Source organism: Ensifer sp. EB106-03-01-XG145 (genome assembly GCF_058792075.1).
This window is the reverse complement of the sequence record NZ_JBYTEC010000001.1, coordinates 1,253,536-1,271,594: the sequence shown is the minus strand read 5'-3', so window position 1 is coordinate 1,271,594 and position 18,059 is coordinate 1,253,536. Positions and strand designations below refer to the sequence as shown.

The following is an 18,059-nucleotide window of genomic DNA, read 5'->3' as shown; positions in this document are numbered from 1 at the left end:
AGGCGTGGGCGCGATGAACGACAGGACAAATCTTGTGGACAGGATCACCGGCCACCGCCGCATGCGCCGCAACCGCAAGGCCGACTGGACGCGGCGACTGGTGCAGGAAAACCGCCTGACCGTCGACGATCTGATCTGGCCGATCTTCATCGTGCCGGGCAGCAACATCGTCCAGCCGATCGAGGCGATGCCCGGCGTCAGCCGCATGAGCATCGACAAGGCGGTGGAAGCGGTCAAGGAAGCGGCCGATCTCGGCATTCCAGCGATTGCGACCTTCCCGAACATCGACATGGGGCTGCGCGACGAGACCGGCTCCAACAGCCTTGCAGCCGACAACCTGATCAATCAGGCGACGCGGGCCTTCAAGAAAGCGGTGCCCGAGATCGGCATCATCACCGACGTCGCCCTTGATCCCTTCACTAGCCACGGCCATGACGGCATCTTTCGCAACGGCGAGATCGTCAACGACGAAACCGTCGAGATGATCGCAAGGGCGGCGGTCGCCCAGGCGGATGCCGGCTCCGACATCATCGCCCCCTCCGACATGATGGATGGCCGCATCGGCGCGATCCGCCAGGCGCTCGACGCCGCCGGGCACCAGAATGTCGGCATCATGTCCTATGCGACAAAGTTCGCCTCCGGGTTCTACGGCCCCTATCGCGAGGCGATCGGCACCGGCGGCCTTTTGAAGGGCGACAAGAAGACCTATTACATCGACCCGGCCAACGGCACCGAAGCGATCCGCGATGCTGCCCTCGACGTCGAGGAAGGCGCCGACATGCTGATGGTGAAACCGGGCCTGCCCTATCTCGACATCTGCTGGCGCATGAAGGAGGCCTTCGGCCTGCCTGTCTTTGCCTACCAAGTCTCCGGCGAATACTCGCAGGTCAAAGCCGCCGCCGCCAACGGCTGGATCGACGGCGAGAAGGTGATGCTGGAAACGCTGCTCGCCTTCAAGCGCGCCGGTTGCGACGGCATCCTCAGCTATTTCGCCGTCGAGGTGGCTCGTATCCTTGCCAAGGGCCGTTAAGCGCGAGCTTCTGTTGCAGCAAATCAATCTTCTACAGCGACCTTTGCGCGTCTGATAAGACGCGCGGCGCTGTGGTGAGCCTCCAATCCTTGTTTTGCAGGCATCACCATCCCATATCCTGCATGCAACCAAGCGAGGCTTAGACGGATGACCATGCACAACGAAGACCTGAGGCTGCCGAGCAATGACTGGCGCGCCTATCAGGGCGTGCTGTCGCGACGCATCTTTGCCTTCCTGCTCGACTACGCCATCATCGCGCTTCTGTGGATCCCGGCGGCGGTCGTCGTCTTCTTCCTGGGCATCCTGACGCTCGGCCTCGGCTTTATGCTTTACCCGGCGCTCTTTGCGATCGTCGCCATGCTCTATTTCGGCCTCACGGTCGGCGGCCGCGAACAGGCCTCCCCCGGCATGCGCATGATGGGCCTGGCGATCGCCCGCACCGACGGGCGCCCGATGGACTTCCTGACCGCCATCGTCCACCTCGTCATCTTCTGGATCGCCAACGCTCTGCTGACGCCGCTGATCCTGCTGATCGGCCTCTTTACCGACCGCAGCCGCCTGCTGCACGACCTCCTGATTGGCACCGTCACGGTCCGCCGTGACATGTACTGACCGGAACGCGGCCCATTGTCGGCAACGCTAAAATAACTGGACGGAGGAGGCGGAAGCTGCAAACGAGTGAGTTGACGTTTTCCATTCTTCCGCCATGCTATTGTCATGAACAACCGCGCGCAGAGTGACCTCCGCACTCGATGAACACACAGACCACACCGTCTCCGCAATTCTACCTGACTGCGCCGGCAGCCTGCCCTTATCTGCCGAACGAGATGGAGCGAAAAGTCTTCACCCACATGGTGGGCGAACGTGCGCCGGAACTCAACGATCTCCTGACCCAGGGCGGCTTCCGCCGGTCGCAGAACATCGCCTACCGCCCAGCCTGCGAGACCTGTCGCGCCTGCATTTCGGTGCGCATTCTTGCCAACGAGTTCAAGCCCACGCGCTCCATGCGCCGGGTGCTTGCCACCAATCAGGATGTGATCTCGGCGGAGTATCCGGCTGAGCCTTCCAGCGAACAGTACAATCTCTTCCGCCGCTATCTCGACCGCCGGCATCAGAAGGGCGGCATGTCGGACATGTCGGTGCTCGACTACGCAATGATGGTCGAAGATACGCACGTGCACACGAAGATCATCGAGTATCGCCTGCGGGTCGAAGGCGACGGCATCAGCGAGAAAGCACGCGGGCCGCTCATCGCAGCAGCGCTGACCGATCGCATGGGCGACGGTCTTTCGATGGTCTACTCCTACTTCGACCCTGCGCTAGAGGACCGCTCGCTCGGCACTTTCATGATTCTCGACCACATTCGTCGCGCCCGCGAGCGCGGCCTTCCCCACGTCTATCTTGGCTATTGGGTCAAGGGATCGCGGAAGATGGGGTACAAAACAAAATTTTTGCCGCAAGAACACCTTATGGCCCGTGGCTGGGAACGCTATGAAGGCGGAGACGCCACCTTGGAAGCCGCTCCTACGAAAACGGGTTAGACATTGAGTTCATCTTCTGATGCCGCGATGCACCGGCGCGGCCTTGCCATCACCGGCCTCGGTGGCCTTGCCCTTTCCTTCGATATCCCGCTCATCCGTTCCGCCGGTGGCGACGTCTGGTCGCTGCTCGCGGTGCGCAGCCTGTCGACGTTCGTCATCGCGCTCGGCGCGTGGTTCGTGATCAACCGCGTGTTCGGCCGGAAGATTTCACTGTTGCCGGGCAAGACCGGGCTCGTCGTCGGCCTGTTCTACGGCGTCAATTCCTGCACGTTCCTGCTCGCGGTCTTCAACACATCGACGGCGAATGTGGTCTTCATCCTCGCCTTCACCTCGATGTTTGCCGCCATTCTTTCCTGGATCTTCCTGAAGGAACGACCATCGAACGCCACGCTCGTGACGATGTTGATCATGGTGTTCGGCGTCGGATTGATCGTTCAGGACGGGTTGGAAAGCGGCCACCTCTTCGGCGATGCGATGGCAGCATCCTCCGCCTTCCTGCTTGCCAGCGCGATCACGATCAGCCGCGCGAGCAAGCGCGACATGGCACTGGTGCCGCTGGTCACGGCGATCTTCCCGGCAGCGGTCGCTCTGTTGATGCTGTCCCCTTCGGGATTCACGATTGCAGAACCCGGCTATATCTTCTTCAACGGTCTGGTGATGATCCCGCTCGCCTTTTTCTGCCTGGCGACGGGACCGCGTTACCTCTCGGCGCCGGAAGTGGGCATGTTCTACCTGCTGGAAACGATCCTGGCGCCGATCTGGGTCTGGCTGGTCTTTGCCGAAACCCCGACAACGCAGACCTTGATGGGTGGCGCGATCCTGATCTTCGCGCTCATCGGCCATTCGCTCTGGCAGATGCGCAGCAGAGCGCTCAGGTCCGCGGTGGCCTGCGCCGAGTAGCGCTATCGATCAATTTTCACGGCGAGGACCGGTCGGCCGGGGGCGGCGCGACTTCTGTTCGGTTTCGCTGCGGCGGTCGCGAATCGGCGTCCGCTCGGGTACAGGCTCCGGCGCGCCGGAGGCCAGCCGGGTTTCCGGCATCTGAACACGCATCGCCCAAAGCTCGCGGTTGGTGTTGATCCAGGTGGCCGCCTCACTCAAAGGCGCCGGATTTCCGCTTAGGGATTCTCCTTCGCGGCGCCGCAGGCGCGTGATGAGGCCCGCTGCCTCGAGGAGTGCTATGTGCTTCTCCAATTCTTCGCCTCGCACCGCAACGGCCGAGGCGATATCGGCGACACGCGCCTCACCGGCAAAGAGGATCTCGAAGATCCGCCGGCGTACCGGGCTGGCGAGCGCCAGGAGAATTTCGTCGAGGGCATTGGCGTTCGGCATCGTATCCATCCTGTTGGATGGGCAGTCATCCACGATACGCCGGCACATACAAGCGCCGCTTTTCGCTCAAGTTCGACTGTATTTCCAATACCTTAATGCGTGAATTCAATGCCCCGGATTGGGACACCAGCCATGCGGCCCATCGGCCGCACGACTGGTATTTTATGGTCAGCCGCTGAACTTTCCGCTGCGCGGGAAGCCCTTCGGAACGACGCGGCCGGCCGATGCGCGATCGGCCTGCCATTCGATCAGCTCATCCTTCGTCTTGGTAAAGACGCGGCCAGCGCTGTCTTCCCAGATGAGCCCTTCTGCGATCGTGAAGCAGCGAATGTCGGAGATGCCGCCATCCTTGTAACGCTGCAGCCGGACGCCCTTGCCCCGCGCCATCTCTGGGATCTGGACGAGCGGGAAGACGAGCATCTTGCGGTTCTCGCCAACGACAGCAACGTGATCACCCTTGACCGGCACGACCAGCTTGGTTTCGTCCGGCATCGAGACGTTCATCACCTGCTTGCCCTTGCGGGTATTGGCAACGATATCGCTTTCCGTCACGACGAAACCGTTGCCGGCAGCCGACGAGACGATGAGCTTGCGCGCCGGATCATGGACGAAGGCGGTCAGGACGTCCTGGTCGTTCTCCATGTCGACGATGATGCGCAGCGGCTCGCCATGGCCGCGACCGCCAGGCAGCTTGTCGCCGCCGAGCGTGTAGACCTTTCCACCGGTCGTGAAGACCAGGATCTTGTCGGTCGTCTGCGCCGGGAACGCCACCTTGAGCGCGTCGCCCTCCTTGAACTGGAGCGACGACGTGTCGGAGATGTGGCCCTTCAGTGCCCGGATCCAGCCCTTTTCCGAGATGACGACGGTGATCGGTTCCTTCTCGATCATCGCCTGCTGGATCGCCTCCACGTCAGCCTCCGGTGCATCCGCGAAGGTGCTGCGGCGCTTGCCGATTTCGGTTGCCTTGGCAAACTTCTTTTTGACCTCGCCGATCTCCCAGGCGACGGTCTGCCACTGCTTCTCTTCCGACGCGAGCAGCGCTTCGATCTCGGCCTTCTCCTTCGACAGGGCGTCGAATTCGGTGCGGATCTCGAACTCTTCGAGCCGGCGCAAGGAGCGCAGGCGCATGTTGAGGATCGACTCGGCCTGCAGATCAGTGAGCGAGAACCGCTCCATCATGACCGGCTTCGGCTCGTCTTCTTCGCGGATGATGCGAATGACTTCGTCGATGTTCAGATAGGCGACGAGATAGCCGGCGAGTATCTCGAGCCGGCGATCGATCGCCGCCAGGCGATGGCGGGACCGGCGCTGCAACACCTCGCGGCGATGCGCCAGCCATTCCGAGAGCACCTCGTTGAGCGCCATGACCCGCGGTACGCGCCCCATGGACAGCACGTTCATGTTCAGCGAGATGCGGCTCTCAAGCTCGGTCAGCTTGAACAGCGACTCCATCAGGATGCCGGCATCGACCGAGCGGCTTTTCGGCACGAGAACGATGCGAACGTCTTCCGCGGATTCGTCGCGAATGTCTTCGAGCAGCGGCAGCTTGCGCGCAACCAGAAGCTCGGCAATCTTTTCGATCAGGCGCGACTTCTGAACCTGATAGGGAATCTCGGTGACGACGATCTGATAACCGCCACGGCCGAGATCCTCCTGGGCCCAGCGGGCGCGGACACGAAAACCGCCACGGCCGGTGCGGTAGGATTCGGCCATGCTTTCGCGGCTTTCGACGATCACCCCACCGGTCGGAAAGTCTGGCCCCTCGATGCCGCCCTTCTGCGGATTGGCCGGATCGTAAAGCAGATCTTCGACGGTCGCTTGCGGATGGCGGATGAGGTGCAGCGCCGCGTCGCACAGTTCATGCGCGTTGTGCGGCGGGATCGAGGTCGCCATGCCGACCGCGATGCCGGTTGCGCCGTTTGCGAGCAGGTTCGGGAAGGCCCCGGGAAGCACGGTCGGCTCCTGGTCTTCCTCGTTGTAGGTGGGGCGGAAATCCACCGCGTCCTGGTCGATCCCGTCGAGAAGGAGCGAACAGACGTCCGTCATCTTCGCTTCGGTGTATCGCATCGCCGCGGCGTTATCGCCATCGATGTTGCCGAAGTTGCCCTGGCCGTCGACGAGCGGGTAGCGGATTGCAAATTCCTGGGACAGGCGCACAAGCGCGTCGTAGATCGAGGCGTCGCCGTGCGGGTGGAACTTACCCATGACATCGCCGACGATGCGGGCGCATTTCTTGAACGACGAGTTGGGTCTGAGGCCCATTTCGCTCATCGCATGCACGATACGGCGATGCACGGGCTTCAACCCGTCGCGGACGTCCGGAAGCGCGCGGTGCATGATGGTCGACAAGGCATAGGCAAGATAACGCTCTTCCAGCGCCGCCTTGAGGTCAACCGGCTGAATATTGTCGTCCCCGCCTGACGGGGGATTAAGGCTTTGTCCCATGGGACCTTGCTAGCGCAACAAACCCGGAACAGCAAGGTTTTCAGGGGATGCGATTGTGGAGAACCCCTTACCCGCCAACAGTTGGCGCGTGAAGCGATCCGCTTGCTCCGGCGCAATGTTCGTGTAACGGTCGGACGGCTATGCGTCGGAGGCGAGCGCTTGGTAACATCCCGGAAAGCATGCCCGACCAGGAACATGTGCGGTTTGGCCAAGCGAATATAATTTCGCCCTGTTTCGTAATAGCTTCGGCTGTAGTTGATTTGGACGATTTGTGAGGGGGATTGCAAGACACGAACTGGCCGCCGAAAACTTCCGGATGTTGCCGTTCGCTCCCAGTTGACGCCCTCTGCGGAGACAAACCAGATTAGCCACGCCTCATCTTCGAAACAGTTACACAATCAAAGATTTTACGAAGGAACTCGACAATGATGCACACGCGCAAGATCCGCCTGATGATGGCGAGCGCCGCGCTCCTCACGCTTACCAGCCCGGCCTTCGCACTCGACGGCGCGGACCTGATGAAGAAGCTCGACGCGGCAACGAACGCGAACGGCACCTCCATCACCTATGACAAGGCCGAAGTGGACGGCGACAAGGTGACGGTGACCGGCGTGCAGCTGAAGGTCGCCAGCCAGCCGGGCGAACCGACGAGCCTGAAGATCGGTGATCTGACCTTCGAAGGTGTCGAGGAAACCGAAGGTGGCGGCTACTACGCCGAAACCGTGTCGTTCCCTGACGTCAATGTCAGCCAGGACGAGGGAAGCATTTCGGTCAAGGACATCCTGCTTTCCGGCCTGACGATCCCCGCCAATGCCAACGGTGGAACGATCAACGACATTCTTCTCTACGAAAGCGCCAGCACCGGCCCGATCGCTCTCAACGCCAAGGGCAAGGAAGTCTTCTCGCTCGAAAGCACCGAAGCGAACCTGGCACGCCAGGAAAATGACGCCGGCTTCGACTTCGACGCGACCGCCTCGGGCATCAAGGCCGACCTGTCGACCGTCGAGGACGCCAAGACCAAGGAGGCGATCGAAAAGCTCGGCCTCACCACGATCGACGGCGCCTTGACGATGAAAGGCAGCTGGGAGGTCGAAAGCGGCAATGTCGCACTCGAAGAATATGCCCTCGACTTCAAGAACGTCGGCCGGCTGAACTTTGCCCTGGACATTTCCGGCTACACGCTTGCCTTCGTGAAATCCATGCAGGAAGCGATGAAGGCCGCCGAGGCCAATCCGAACAAGGAAGAGGCGAACCAAGCCATGGGCCTTGCCATGATGGGCCTGATGCAGCAGCTGACCTTCAACAGCGCCGAAGTCCGCTTCGACGATGCCTCGATCACCAAGAAGGCGCTGGACTATGCCGGTTCGCAGCAGGGCGTTTCGGGTGAGCAGATGGCTCAGTCGCTGAAGGGCCTGGTGCCGATCATGATGGCGCAGCTCAATGTGCCAGAACTGCAGAACCAGGTGTCGGCCGCCGTCAACGCCTATCTCGATGGACCGAAGAGCCTGACGATCAGCGCGGCACCGGAAAAGCCGGTTCCGTTCCCGATGATCATGGGCGCTGCCATGGGCGCACCGAACACCATTCCGTCGGTGCTCGGCGTCAAGGTGACCGCGAACGACTGATCGCTCCGCTTGCTCCGCCCGGAGCAACCGACCTTACCACGAGCTTTGCGCGCCCACCGGGCGCGCAAACTTTAGCGGCTCAGCCTACCTGATTTGCCGTAGCCCACAGGACCTCTGGTCCAGCTTCATTCAGCAGATCTGTATTTTGCACCCGCCGGCCCTCCACAGGACAAGGGCTGTTTCTACTTGCGGCCATGCGAACGGTCGGCACCGTACGTCTTGAAGGCGCGCGCTTCGGTTGCAGTGGCCGTTACTCTCTCCGAACGTCGTTCATGGCGCCAAGAAAATTTCACCGCCGGGCGATAGCGTTTTTCATCAAAATCGTGCATGCCACACTCAGGCGGCCGAGAATTCGACGTTCCGTGAACTTGAGAGCATTTCAGCCTCGACGAGGAATTCTCGGACTCTGTGTAAGAAATACAAATATACGCCTGAATATCATCTTCATATTACGGCAGATCGGACGTAAATGCTCGCCTGGCTCCAGCAATCTGTAAATTTCAGGGAAGAATTGCTGGAGGGGAAATTCGCCCCCGTCCGTGCCGATTACTATTCGGGTCCGCCAGGTAAGCCGCTACGGCTCCTGCTTCAGGCGCGGACGGATTTCCTGTCGATCTGGCGCGCCAGCGACTATACCGAAAACGTCTCGCAGACCCGGATCCTCGGCCGGCAGATCATCGTCGTCAACTCGCCCGATCTGATCCGACAGGTGGTCGTCAAGCGACACGAGAACTTCGAGCGCAAGAGCCCGCAGATGCGCCGGGCGCTCGAGTTTCTGCTCGGCGACGGGTTGTTCATCTCGGATGGAGACACCTGGAAGCAACGCCGGCCGCTGGTGGCCGACATCGTCCACGCCAAGAGAGTGCCGTCCTTCGGTCCTGTCATGGAGAAGACAACCAGCGAACTGGTCGAGCGCTGGAACCAGATGCCCGACGGTGCCGAGGTCAACGCCCTGCACGAAATGGCGGGCCTGACCGCCGAGATCATCGCACGCAGCGTCTTCGGCAACCAACTCGGAGACGACAGTGCGGCTGCCGTGACCGAGGGCTTCACCAGCTACCAGTCGCTGGTCGATTCCATCAACATCGGCTATTTCCTCGGCTTCGACGACGGCTTGCCCGTCCTGCGCACACCGAGCCTGCGCCGCTCGGTCAAGCGCATCCATGGGACCATCGACAAGGTGGTGGAGGATCACCTTGCCGGCCGCGGCGACCACAATTCGATGGTCGAACTGCTCATCCGGCGGCAGCAGCGAAATCCGGAGCTGAAGCTCGACCTCGTCGCCTTGCGCAACGAAGCCGCGACCATCTTCATGGCCGGTCACGAGACGACGGCAGCCACACTTACCTGGACCTGGTATCTGCTTTCGAAAGCAGGCTGGATCGAGAAGGCCGTGCACGACGAGATCGCCAGGGTCTGCGGCGACCGGACGCCGACGATCGACGACGTGCCGCGGCTCGAATGGTGCCGGGCCGTCATTGAAGAAACGCTTCGCCTTTACCCGCCGGTTCCGATCCTGGCGCGACAGACGCGCGAGGCGGACATGATCGGCGACGTTGCCGCCGAGCCGGGCTCGCTCGTCCTGATCGTGCCATGGCTCTTGCACCGCACGGAAAGTCTGTTCGAAGACCCACACCACTTCCATCCGGAGCGGTTCACCGAAGGCCGTCGCCCGACGCCCTACAGCTTCATTCCCTTCGCCAGCGGCCCCCGCGTCTGCCCGGGCCTGCATTTCGGCCTGACGGAAGCGATCCTCTGCCTGGCGATCATCGCTCAGCGCTACCGGGTTCGCCTGCGCGAACGCCACGCGGTCGAGCCGATCTGCCGGCTGACCCTCAGACCGAAGGGCGGGCTTCCGGTCACTTTACACAGGCGAGAAGGCACGTCGCATGGCGCCGGATAATCCTGGCGTCAGGGGACCGATTGCCAAGCGCAAGGCCTGGACTTTCGCTGAGGAGCAACCGCCGCGTCTTGGGGACGCATTGGCAGGCGGTGACCGGTCCCGGGCCTTCCGGCGCTATTGGATTACCGACAATCTGTGGAACCTTGCCAATCTCACTGCCCATTTCGGCATGAAGCTTCTGCCGATGGATGCATGCTCACGCCTGGGGGCCGCACTCGGCCTTTTCGTGGTGCCGCGCTTTCACAAGATCGCCACGCAGCGCGCCCGGGATACGATCAAACATCTGCGTCCGGACCTGAGCCCCGAGGAACAGGAAGCCTTGTTCCTCGAAAACTGCCAGGCCCAGGGACGGCTGATGACAGAATTTTCCGTCATCAACAGGTTGCAGCGGCATGGCGAGAGGTTGCGGACCGATGGCCTTGCTCCGATCCGCGACGTGGCGAAAGACGGCCCCGTCGTCCTCGTCGGGCTTCATCTCGGAAATTGGGAAGTTGGGACGATCGCGTTCCGCAGTCTCGGTCTCCAGCCTCATGCCTTCTACGTACCACCCAAGAGCCGTGCCAAAGCATGGATCGCCGAGCGCGTCCGCAGCAAGGCCGGATTGCGGTTTCTGCCGCCGGGCATGGAAGGAATCCGACCGGCGATCAAGATCCTGAAGAGCGGCGGCGTCGTCAGTATGTTCTGCGACGAAGGCTTTGGCGGCATGATCCGCGGACCGTTCTTCGATCGCAAACCTCATCAGGAAGGCAATCTCGCGCTTGCCATCCGCCTGGCGCGCATGACGGGTGCCACGATCTGCCCCTGGTACGGCTTGCGCACCGACGGTTTCCGTTTCGAATGCCAGGCGCTGGAGCCCCTCCGGCTTCCGGCTTCCGATGAGCCGAATGCACGCCTCGTGAAAGATATGCTGCTGTTGAACGATGCGATCGAGCCCGTCGTTCGCGCGCATCTCGACCAATGGTATTTCCTGGACAACGCGCTTCGGCCGGAATGACGCCTCATGGTTTTCCGCCCACTTGGCTTCCATGATATGATCAGCGCTTGATGCCTTCAGACCCCGGCCTATTTACATTGGGCGGGGATCCGAGGTCCCCGCATTCCTGACCGATAAAACGGAAGGAGGAGCCCATGGGACTGAAGCATGCGGATATCACCGCTATCCTTGGCCCGGTCGACGAGACACTGATGGCCGAGTTGCTGGCGACGGGGGCCACGGCCGGCGAACTCGCCGAGGCCATTGCTTGGGTCAACAACGACGAGGCGCTGATCGGCGAAGGCCGCCACTTGCCGGCTGGCCGGGTTGCGGCGTTGATCGATATCCTGACGCCGGACAATGACGAGGAACGGGACTTCGCGACCTAGCCGATCAGGCGGCGAGGCTGCGCTAGTGATTTTTGATTGCATGCAAGGTTGCCCCCGCGCGGCGGGCGGCGGGAGCATTAGGCCACGTGTTTTGTGTTGAGGGAGGTCAACGATGGCAGCCAAGGAAGTCAAGTTCAGTAGCGATGCCCGCGACCGTATGCTGCGTGGCGTCGATATCCTCGCCGATGCCGTGAAAGTGACGCTCGGCCCGAAGGGGCGGAACGTGGTGATCGACAAGGCCTTCGGTGCGCCGCGCGTCACCAAGGATGGCGTCTCGGTTGCCAAGGAGATCGAGCTCGAAGACAAGTTCGAGAACATGGGGGCGCAGATGCTGCGCATGGTGGCGTCACGCACCAGCGATGTTGCCGGCGACGGAACGACGACGGCCACGGTGCTTGCTCAAGCGATAGTCCGGGAAGGCGTCAAGGCAATCGCCTCGGGTATGAACCCGATGGACCTCAAGCGCGGCATCGACCTCGCCGTCGAGGCGATCGTGGCACAACTGAAGATCCATGCCCGCAAGATTTCCAACAACGAGGAAATCGCCCAAGTCGGCACGATCTCCGCCAACGGCGACAAGGAAATCGGCAACTATCTGGCACAGGCGATGGAGCGCGTCGGCAACGAGGGTGTGATCACCGTCGAGGAGGCCAAGACCGCCGAGATCGAACTTGAGATCGTCGAGGGCATGCAGTTCGACCGCGGCTATCTCTCCCCCTATTTCATTACCGACCAGGAGAAGATGCGCGTCGAATTTGAGGACCCGTACATTCTCATCCACGAGAAGAAACTCTCCAACCTCCAGGCCATGATCCCGATTCTCGAATCGGTCATCCAGGCGAGCCGTCCCTTGCTGATCATCGCCGAGGATGTGGAGGGCGAAGCGCTTGCCACGCTCGTCGTCAACAAGCTGCGCGGCGGTCTCAAGATCGCAGCCGTCAAGGCCCCCGGGTTTGGAGATCGGCGCAAGGCCATCCTCGAGGACATCGCCATCCTGACGGGCGGCACGGTCATTTCCGAGGATCTCGGCATCAAGCTTGAAAACGTGACGCTCGACACGCTCGGGCACGCCAAGCGGGTGATGGTCGAGAAGGAAAACACCACGATCGTCGATGGCGCCGGAACGAAGGCGGATATCGGCGGACGTGTCAGCCAGATCAAGGCACAGATCGAGGAAACGACCTCCGACTATGATCGGGAAAAGCTGCAGGAACGGCTCGCCAAACTCGCCGGCGGCGTTGCGGTGATCCGGGTTGGCGGCTCGACCGAAGTCGAAGTGAAGGAAAAGAAGGACCGGGTCGACGATGCCCTGCATGCGACGCGAGCCGCGGTAGAGGAAGGCATTCTGCCCGGCGGCGGCGTCGCGCTGCTGAGGGTCGTCCACGCGCTCGACGGGCTCAAGGCCGCCAATGACGATCAGCGCGTCGGCATCGAGATCGTTCGGCGGGCGCTCGAGGCGCCGGCGCGCCAGATCGCCGAGAATGCTGGCGCTGAAGGTTCGGTGATCGTTGGAAAGCTGCGGGAGAACAGTGACTTTGCCCACGGCTGGAACGCCCAGACCGGAGAGTACGGCGATCTGTTCCGCATGGGTGTCATCGACCCCGCAAAGGTCGTGCGCGCGGCGCTGCAGGATGCGGCTTCCGTCGCCGGCCTGCTGGTGACGACCGAGGCCATGATCGCCGAAAAACCGAAAAAGAACGGACCGACGCCTCCGTCTGGTGCTGGAATGGACTTCTGACGGCCGCCAGACGCTCATTCTCGCATGGCGAACGCGACCGTCGAGGGCTTGGGGCCAATTCAGCCGCGCCGTTCTACGGCAAGCACTGAACCCAGATCACAGGCAGACCATGAAAAAAGCCCGGCGAAACGATCGCCGGGCTTTCGTTTTTGACAGGTCTCTTCGACCTCAATCCTTCTTCTGCGGGATCGGGCGAAGCGCCAGTTCACGCAGCTGGGCCGGCGTCGCCTCGGACGGCGCCCCCATCAGGAGGTCGACCGCCTGCTGGTTCATCGGGAAGATCGAAATCTCGCGCAGGTTCTTCGCGCCGACGAGCAGCATGACGACGCGGTCGATGCCGAATGCCATGCCGCCATGCGGAGGCGCGCCGTACTGGAACGCACGGTAGAGGCCGCCGAACTGCTCTTCGACTTCCTGCTGCGACTTGCCGGTCAGCTCGAAGGCCTTGACCATGACTTCCGGGAGCTGGTTACGGATCGAGCCGGAGGCGATCTCGAAGCCGTTGCAGACCATGTCGTACTGGTAGGCCTTGAGCGACAGCGGATCTTCGGTGTTCAGCGCCTCGAGGCCACCCTGCGGCATCGAGAAGGGGTTGTGGGCGAAATCGATCTTCTTTTCGTCTTCCAGCCATTCGTAGAACGGGAAGTCGACGATCCAGCAGAATTCAAAGCGGTCACGGTCGACGAGGTTCAGCTCCTCGCCGGCGCGTGTGCGGGCTTCGCCAGCAAACTTGTAGAACTTCGAAGGGTCGCCGGCGACGAAGAAGCAGGCGTCGCCGTCATCGAGGCCAAGCTGGGTGCGGATCGCATCGGTGCGTTCCTCGCCGATGTTCTTGGCAAGCGGACCGGCGCCTTCGAGCTTTTCGCCTTCCTTGCGCCAGAAGATGTAGCCGAGGCCCGGCTGGCCCTGGCTCTGGGCCCAGGCGTTCATGCGGTCGCAGAAGGCGCGCGAGCCACCGGTCTTGGCCGGGATCGCCCAGACTTCAACCTTCGGGTTCGAGGCGATCATGTTCGCGAAAACCTTGAAGCCGGAGCCGGCGAAGTGCTCGGTAACCGCCTGCATCTCGATCGGGTTGCGCAGATCCGGCTTGTCGGAGCCGTATTTGCGGATCGCCGTGTCATAGGGGATGCGCGGGAACTTTTCCGTCACCGGCTTGCCATCGGCGAACTCGACGAAGATCTCGCGGATGACCGGCTCCATCGTCGACCACACGTCTTCCTGCTCGACGAAGCTCATTTCCAGGTCGAGTTGGTAGAACTCGCCCGGCAGGCGGTCGGCGCGCGGGTCTTCGTCGCGGAAGCACGGCGCGATCTGGAAGTAACGGTCGAAGCCGGCAACCATCAAGAGCTGCTTGTACTGCTGCGGCGCCTGCGGCAGGGCATAGAAGTTGCCGGGGTGGATACGCGACGGAACCAGGAAGTCGCGTGCGCCTTCCGGTGACGATGCGGTCAGGATCGGAGTCGTGTATTCGGTAAAGCCGACTTCGCCCATGTGGCGGCGCATCGACGAGATGATCTGGGTGCGCTTGACGATGTTCTTGTGCAGCGTGTCGCGGCGCAGGTCGAGGAAGCGGTACTTGAGACGCACGTCTTCCGGATAGTCCGGCTCGCCGAAGACCGGCAGCGGCAATTCCTTGGCGGCCGAGAGAACCTCGATCTCCTGCGCGTAGAGCTCGATTTCGCCGGTCGGCATGCCCTTGTTGACGGTGTCGTCGGTACGAGCCTTGACGCGGCCGTCGATGCGGATGACCCACTCGCCGCGAACGGTTTCAGCCGACTTGAAGGCCGGGCTGTCCGGATCGGCGACGACCTGGGTGATGCCGTAGTGGTCGCGCAGGTCGATGAAGAGCACGCCGCCATGGTCACGGACACGGTGGACCCAGCCCGAAAGGCGAACGGTGGAGCCGACGTCCGACTTGCGGAGGGCGGCACAGGTGTGGCTGCGGTAACGATGCATCGTTTTATCCCGGAATTGCGAAAGAGCCGCGCAGGCTCGTGGGACACGGCGCGCGGCACATGGTCAAAATCGGGCGGAAAAGCGCATGATGCGCCGGCTTTGTCAAGCCGCGCGACCGCCGCCGCCCCAGATGGAGATGCGTTCTAAACCAAGGAAACGGCCAGTCCAAGGCCGCTTGAGACCGAAGCCGGCCGAAATGCCGCGAAAAGAACGGCAATCGTCACAATTCGGGGCTGTCCGGCCACGGAATGCGGGGCTACACATTGGAAGGCCCCACAATGATCCCCCGAGTCGCGGCCGCTTTCCCGGATGTCGCCTGCCCCATGTCTCAGATTCGCCCGCTTATCCCCCTCCTCGTCACCGCAGGCATCCTCATCGGCGGCAATGGCCTGCAGGGCACCTTCATCTCGCTTCGTGCGTTGGAGGAAGGTTTCTCGACATCCCTGATCGGCGTCGTCGGGGCCGGCTACAATATCGGTTTCGCGCTCGGCTGCGTCTATGTCACCCGCATGCTGCGCGCAATCGGCCACATCCGCACCTTCTCGGCCATGGCGGCAATAGCCTCCGCCGCGGCCATTTCGATGGTGCTCGTCATCAATCCGCTGATGTGGTTTCTGATGCGGCTGCTTGCCGGCATCTGCTTCGCCTGCCTGTTTGCGACCGTCGAAAGCTGGCTGAACGCCAGCGTCACCAACGCCAACCGGGCGCGTACGCTTTCCGTCTATCGCCTCGTCGACCTTGGATCGGTGACGGCGGCGCAATATGTCATCCCGGGCATCGGCCTCGAGGGCTTCGAACTCTTCGCCATCATCTCCATGGCACTGACCCTGTCGCTCGTGCCGATCTCTTTTGCCGACCGGTCGAGCCCGGTGGCACCGGAAGCGATCCGGTTCGACGTCAAGGCGCTCTGGAACATTTCGCCACTCGCGACCGTCGGCTGCATCGTCGTCGGCCTCACCAACGCCGCCTTCCGCTCGCTCGGGCCCATCTACGCCCAGGGCATCGGCCTTTCCGTGACGGCGATCGCCACCTTCATGAGCGCCGGCATCATCGGCGGCGTCGTGCTGCAATATCCGCTCGGCCATTATTCCGACCGGATCGACCGCCGGCTGATCATCCTGATCGCCACTTTCGGCTCGCTGCTCGCCGGCCTGTTCCTGGCCTTCGGCGCCGGCAACGACGAATGGCTGAACTTTGCCGGCATCTTCCTCTTCGGCGCCTTTGCCATGCCGCTCTATTCGCTCTGTTCGGCCCATGCCAACGACCACGCCGCCGAGGGGCAGCATGCGCTGGTATCTGCCGGCATGCTGTTCTTCTGGTCGCTTGGCGCGATCATCGGCCCGCTGTTTGCGTCCTTCCTGCTCGAGATCTTCGGGCCGCAGGCGCTCTTCATCTACACGGCGGCGATCCTGTTCCTGTTCATGCTCTACACCTTGCAGCGCATGACGGCGCGCGGGCCGGTGCCCGCCGGCGAGCGCGCAATGCCGTTCCGCAACCTTTTGCGCACCTCGTCCTTCTTCAACAAGCTCGCCGCCGGCAACAACCACAAGCGCAAGGATGGCTGAGCCTGCGGCAAGATGCGCGCAGTTCGGATAATTGCTGAACTCCACAATCAGGTTTAGAACCGGCAGCAACCTGAACAGCAGCCGAGATTGCCGAAATGCCCGTCATCAGTCGCCGCACTTTTCTTCAAGGCTCCGCTGCTCTGGGAGGTGCCTTTGCGCTCGGCGCCGGCATGGCGGCCCGCGCCGGGGCCGCGCCGGATCCGCAGATCCTGACGGCACGCCTCACCGAAGCGCAGATCGGCAGGGATGGCGTGACGCCGAAGGTGATGACCTACGGTTTGGGCGAGGCTGAGAACAGCGGCGTGCCGCCGGTCCTGCGCATGCGCAAGGGTGCGCCTTACGCCGCGCGTCTCATCAACCGGCTCGACGAGCCGACGACGGTGCACTGGCACGGCCTTCGCATCGCCAACGCCATGGATGGCGTTCCCGAGCTGACGCAGCCCTATGTCTACCCCGGCGACCAATTCGACTATCTCTTCACGCCGCCGGACGCCGGCACCTTCTGGTACCATCCGCACTGCAACACGCTGACCCAGATGGGCAGCGGGCTCACCGGCGTGATTGTCGTCGAGAACCCCGAGGATCCGGATTTCGATGCCGAGATCGTGCTCAACCTCCGTGACTGGCGGCTTGGCACCGGCGGCGCCTTCATCGATCCGTTCAAGCCGCGCGATGCCGCGCGCGGCGGGACCTATGGCACGGTGCGCACCGCCAACTGGCAGCAGGAACCGACTTACGACGCACCGGCAGGCGGGCTCATTCGCGTGCGCATCGCCGCGACCGACGTCACGCGCATCTACACCATCGGCCTCGACGGCGCTGAGGCGATGGTGATCGCGCTCGACGGCAACCCGGTCGACAAACCCTTTTCCCTCGATCGCTACGACTTCGGCCCAGGCCAGCGCGTCGACCTGGCGTTGCGCATGCCCGATGGCGAGGGCCAGACCGTTTCCCTCGGCAATTTCCGCGGATCGCATCCCTGGACCATCGCACGCTTCCGGGCAACCGGCGCGTCGCTGAAACGCGACCTTAGGGATGTCGCCCCCCTGCCCGCCAACCCGATCGCCGAAGCGGACCTTTCCACCGCGACCCGTGTGCTAATCGAGCTGACGGCGACGGCCGAGCACAAGGCGGCACCTTCGATCTGCGGCTCTCTCGGCTATACGTTCTGGGCGATCAACAAGGTGCCGTGGCCGGGCGACACGCCCGATCCGATCGCGCCGATCGAGGAAATGAAGCTCGGCAAGAGCTATGTTCTTGAGGTTGCCAACCGGACGCCGCATGCGCATCCGATCCATCTGCACGGCCTGAGCTTCCGTATTCTCAACTCGAACAAACGGACCTTCCTGCCGCCGCCGACCGATACGATCCTGCTCCTGCCCGACGAACAGGCGGAAGTGGCGCTAGTAGCGGACAATCCGGGCGACTGGGTCATCCATTGCCACATCATCGAGCATCAGAAGACCGGCATGACGGGTTATTTCAAGATCGTCTGAGAATTTCCATTGTGACAGATGCCGCGAAGAGCTACACGAAAATCTAAGCCGCATTTTTGCCACAGT

Annotated in this window: 13 protein-coding genes and 1 pseudogene; 11 read left to right on the top strand and 3 right to left on the bottom strand. The window is 62.3% G+C overall.

Going from position 1 to position 18,059, the window contains the following annotated elements:
• Nucleotides 1-13 precede the first annotated feature (13 nt).
• The 4 genes from hemB (at nt 14) to AC3WWH_RS06145 (ending at nt 3,471) form a co-directional block, all read left to right on the top strand.
• Entirely contained in the window at nt 14-1,030 is a 1,017-nt protein-coding gene (gene hemB / locus AC3WWH_RS06160) for a porphobilinogen synthase (protein ID WP_058320192.1), read from the top strand.
• A 147-nt stretch (nt 1,031-1,177) separates the two neighbouring features.
• Nucleotides 1,178-1,642, top strand: coding sequence for an RDD family protein (locus AC3WWH_RS06155; protein WP_058320193.1), 465 nt, complete (start codon nt 1,178-1,180; stop codon nt 1,640-1,642).
• Between the two features lie 140 nt (nt 1,643-1,782).
• Entirely contained in the window at nt 1,783-2,571 is a 789-nt protein-coding gene (locus tag AC3WWH_RS06150) for an arginyltransferase (protein WP_058320194.1), read from the top strand.
• Between the two features lie 3 nt (nt 2,572-2,574).
• The gene (locus tag AC3WWH_RS06145) at nt 2,575-3,471 is read left to right on the top strand and encodes a DMT family transporter (protein ID WP_058320195.1); all 897 of its coding nucleotides are present in this window, start codon (nt 2,575-2,577) and stop codon (nt 3,469-3,471) included.
• 105 nt (nt 3,472-3,576) lie between these two features.
• Here the strand turns inward: AC3WWH_RS06145 and AC3WWH_RS06140 are convergent.
• Together AC3WWH_RS06140 and parC are read right to left on the bottom strand one after the other, a co-directional pair.
• Nucleotides 3,577-3,903, bottom strand: a pseudogene (locus AC3WWH_RS06140) (helix-turn-helix domain-containing protein); the annotation flags it as partial.
• Nucleotides 3,904-4,071: 168 nt separating this feature from the next.
• On the bottom strand, nt 4,072-6,348 hold the full coding sequence (gene parC / locus AC3WWH_RS06135) for a DNA topoisomerase IV subunit A (RefSeq protein WP_057252599.1): 2,277 nt from the start codon (nt 6,346-6,348) through the stop codon (nt 4,072-4,074).
• A gap of 425 nt (nt 6,349-6,773) precedes the next feature.
• On the opposite strand from parC, the gene AC3WWH_RS06130 reads away from it, so the two are divergent.
• The 5 genes from AC3WWH_RS06130 (at nt 6,774) to groL (ending at nt 12,976) form a co-directional block, all read left to right on the top strand.
• Entirely contained in the window at nt 6,774-7,973 is a 1,200-nt protein-coding gene (locus tag AC3WWH_RS06130) for an aq_1923 C-terminal domain (protein ID WP_058320196.1), read from the top strand.
• Between the two features lie 469 nt (nt 7,974-8,442).
• On the top strand, nt 8,443-9,876 hold the full coding sequence (locus AC3WWH_RS06125; protein WP_058320197.1) for a cytochrome P450: 1,434 nt from the start codon (nt 8,443-8,445) through the stop codon (nt 9,874-9,876).
• Nucleotides 9,863-10,870 carry a lysophospholipid acyltransferase family protein gene (locus AC3WWH_RS06120; protein ID WP_057252605.1) on the top strand — a complete coding sequence of 336 codons (1,008 nt, stop codon included), beginning with the start codon at nt 9,863-9,865 and terminating at the stop codon, nt 10,868-10,870. Before AC3WWH_RS06125 ends, AC3WWH_RS06120 begins: the two co-directional genes overlap by 14 nt.
• Before the next feature lie 134 nt (nt 10,871-11,004).
• Entirely contained in the window at nt 11,005-11,238 is a 234-nt protein-coding gene (locus AC3WWH_RS06115) for a hypothetical protein (RefSeq protein WP_057252607.1), read from the top strand.
• Between the two features lie 112 nt (nt 11,239-11,350).
• Nucleotides 11,351-12,976: a chaperonin GroEL gene (gene groL / locus AC3WWH_RS06110; protein ID WP_057252609.1), complete on the top strand. Its 1,626-nt coding sequence runs from the start codon at nt 11,351-11,353 to the stop codon at nt 12,974-12,976.
• A 168-nt stretch (nt 12,977-13,144) separates the two neighbouring features.
• Here the strand turns inward: groL and aspS are convergent, their stop codons facing one another.
• Nucleotides 13,145-14,932, bottom strand: a complete 1,788-nt coding sequence (aspS, locus tag AC3WWH_RS06105; protein ID WP_057252612.1) for an aspartate--tRNA ligase — start codon at nt 14,930-14,932, stop codon at nt 13,145-13,147.
• Between the two features lie 323 nt (nt 14,933-15,255).
• Between aspS and AC3WWH_RS06100 the strand changes: the two genes are divergently transcribed.
• Nucleotides 15,256-16,497 (top strand): MFS transporter, encoded by a 1,242-nt coding sequence (locus tag AC3WWH_RS06100; RefSeq protein WP_058320506.1) that lies wholly within the window; start codon nt 15,256-15,258, stop codon nt 16,495-16,497.
• Between the two features lie 95 nt (nt 16,498-16,592).
• Nucleotides 16,593-17,993, top strand: a complete 1,401-nt coding sequence (locus tag AC3WWH_RS06095) for a multicopper oxidase family protein (protein ID WP_058320198.1) — start codon at nt 16,593-16,595, stop codon at nt 17,991-17,993.
• Nucleotides 17,994-18,059 lie beyond the last annotated feature (66 nt).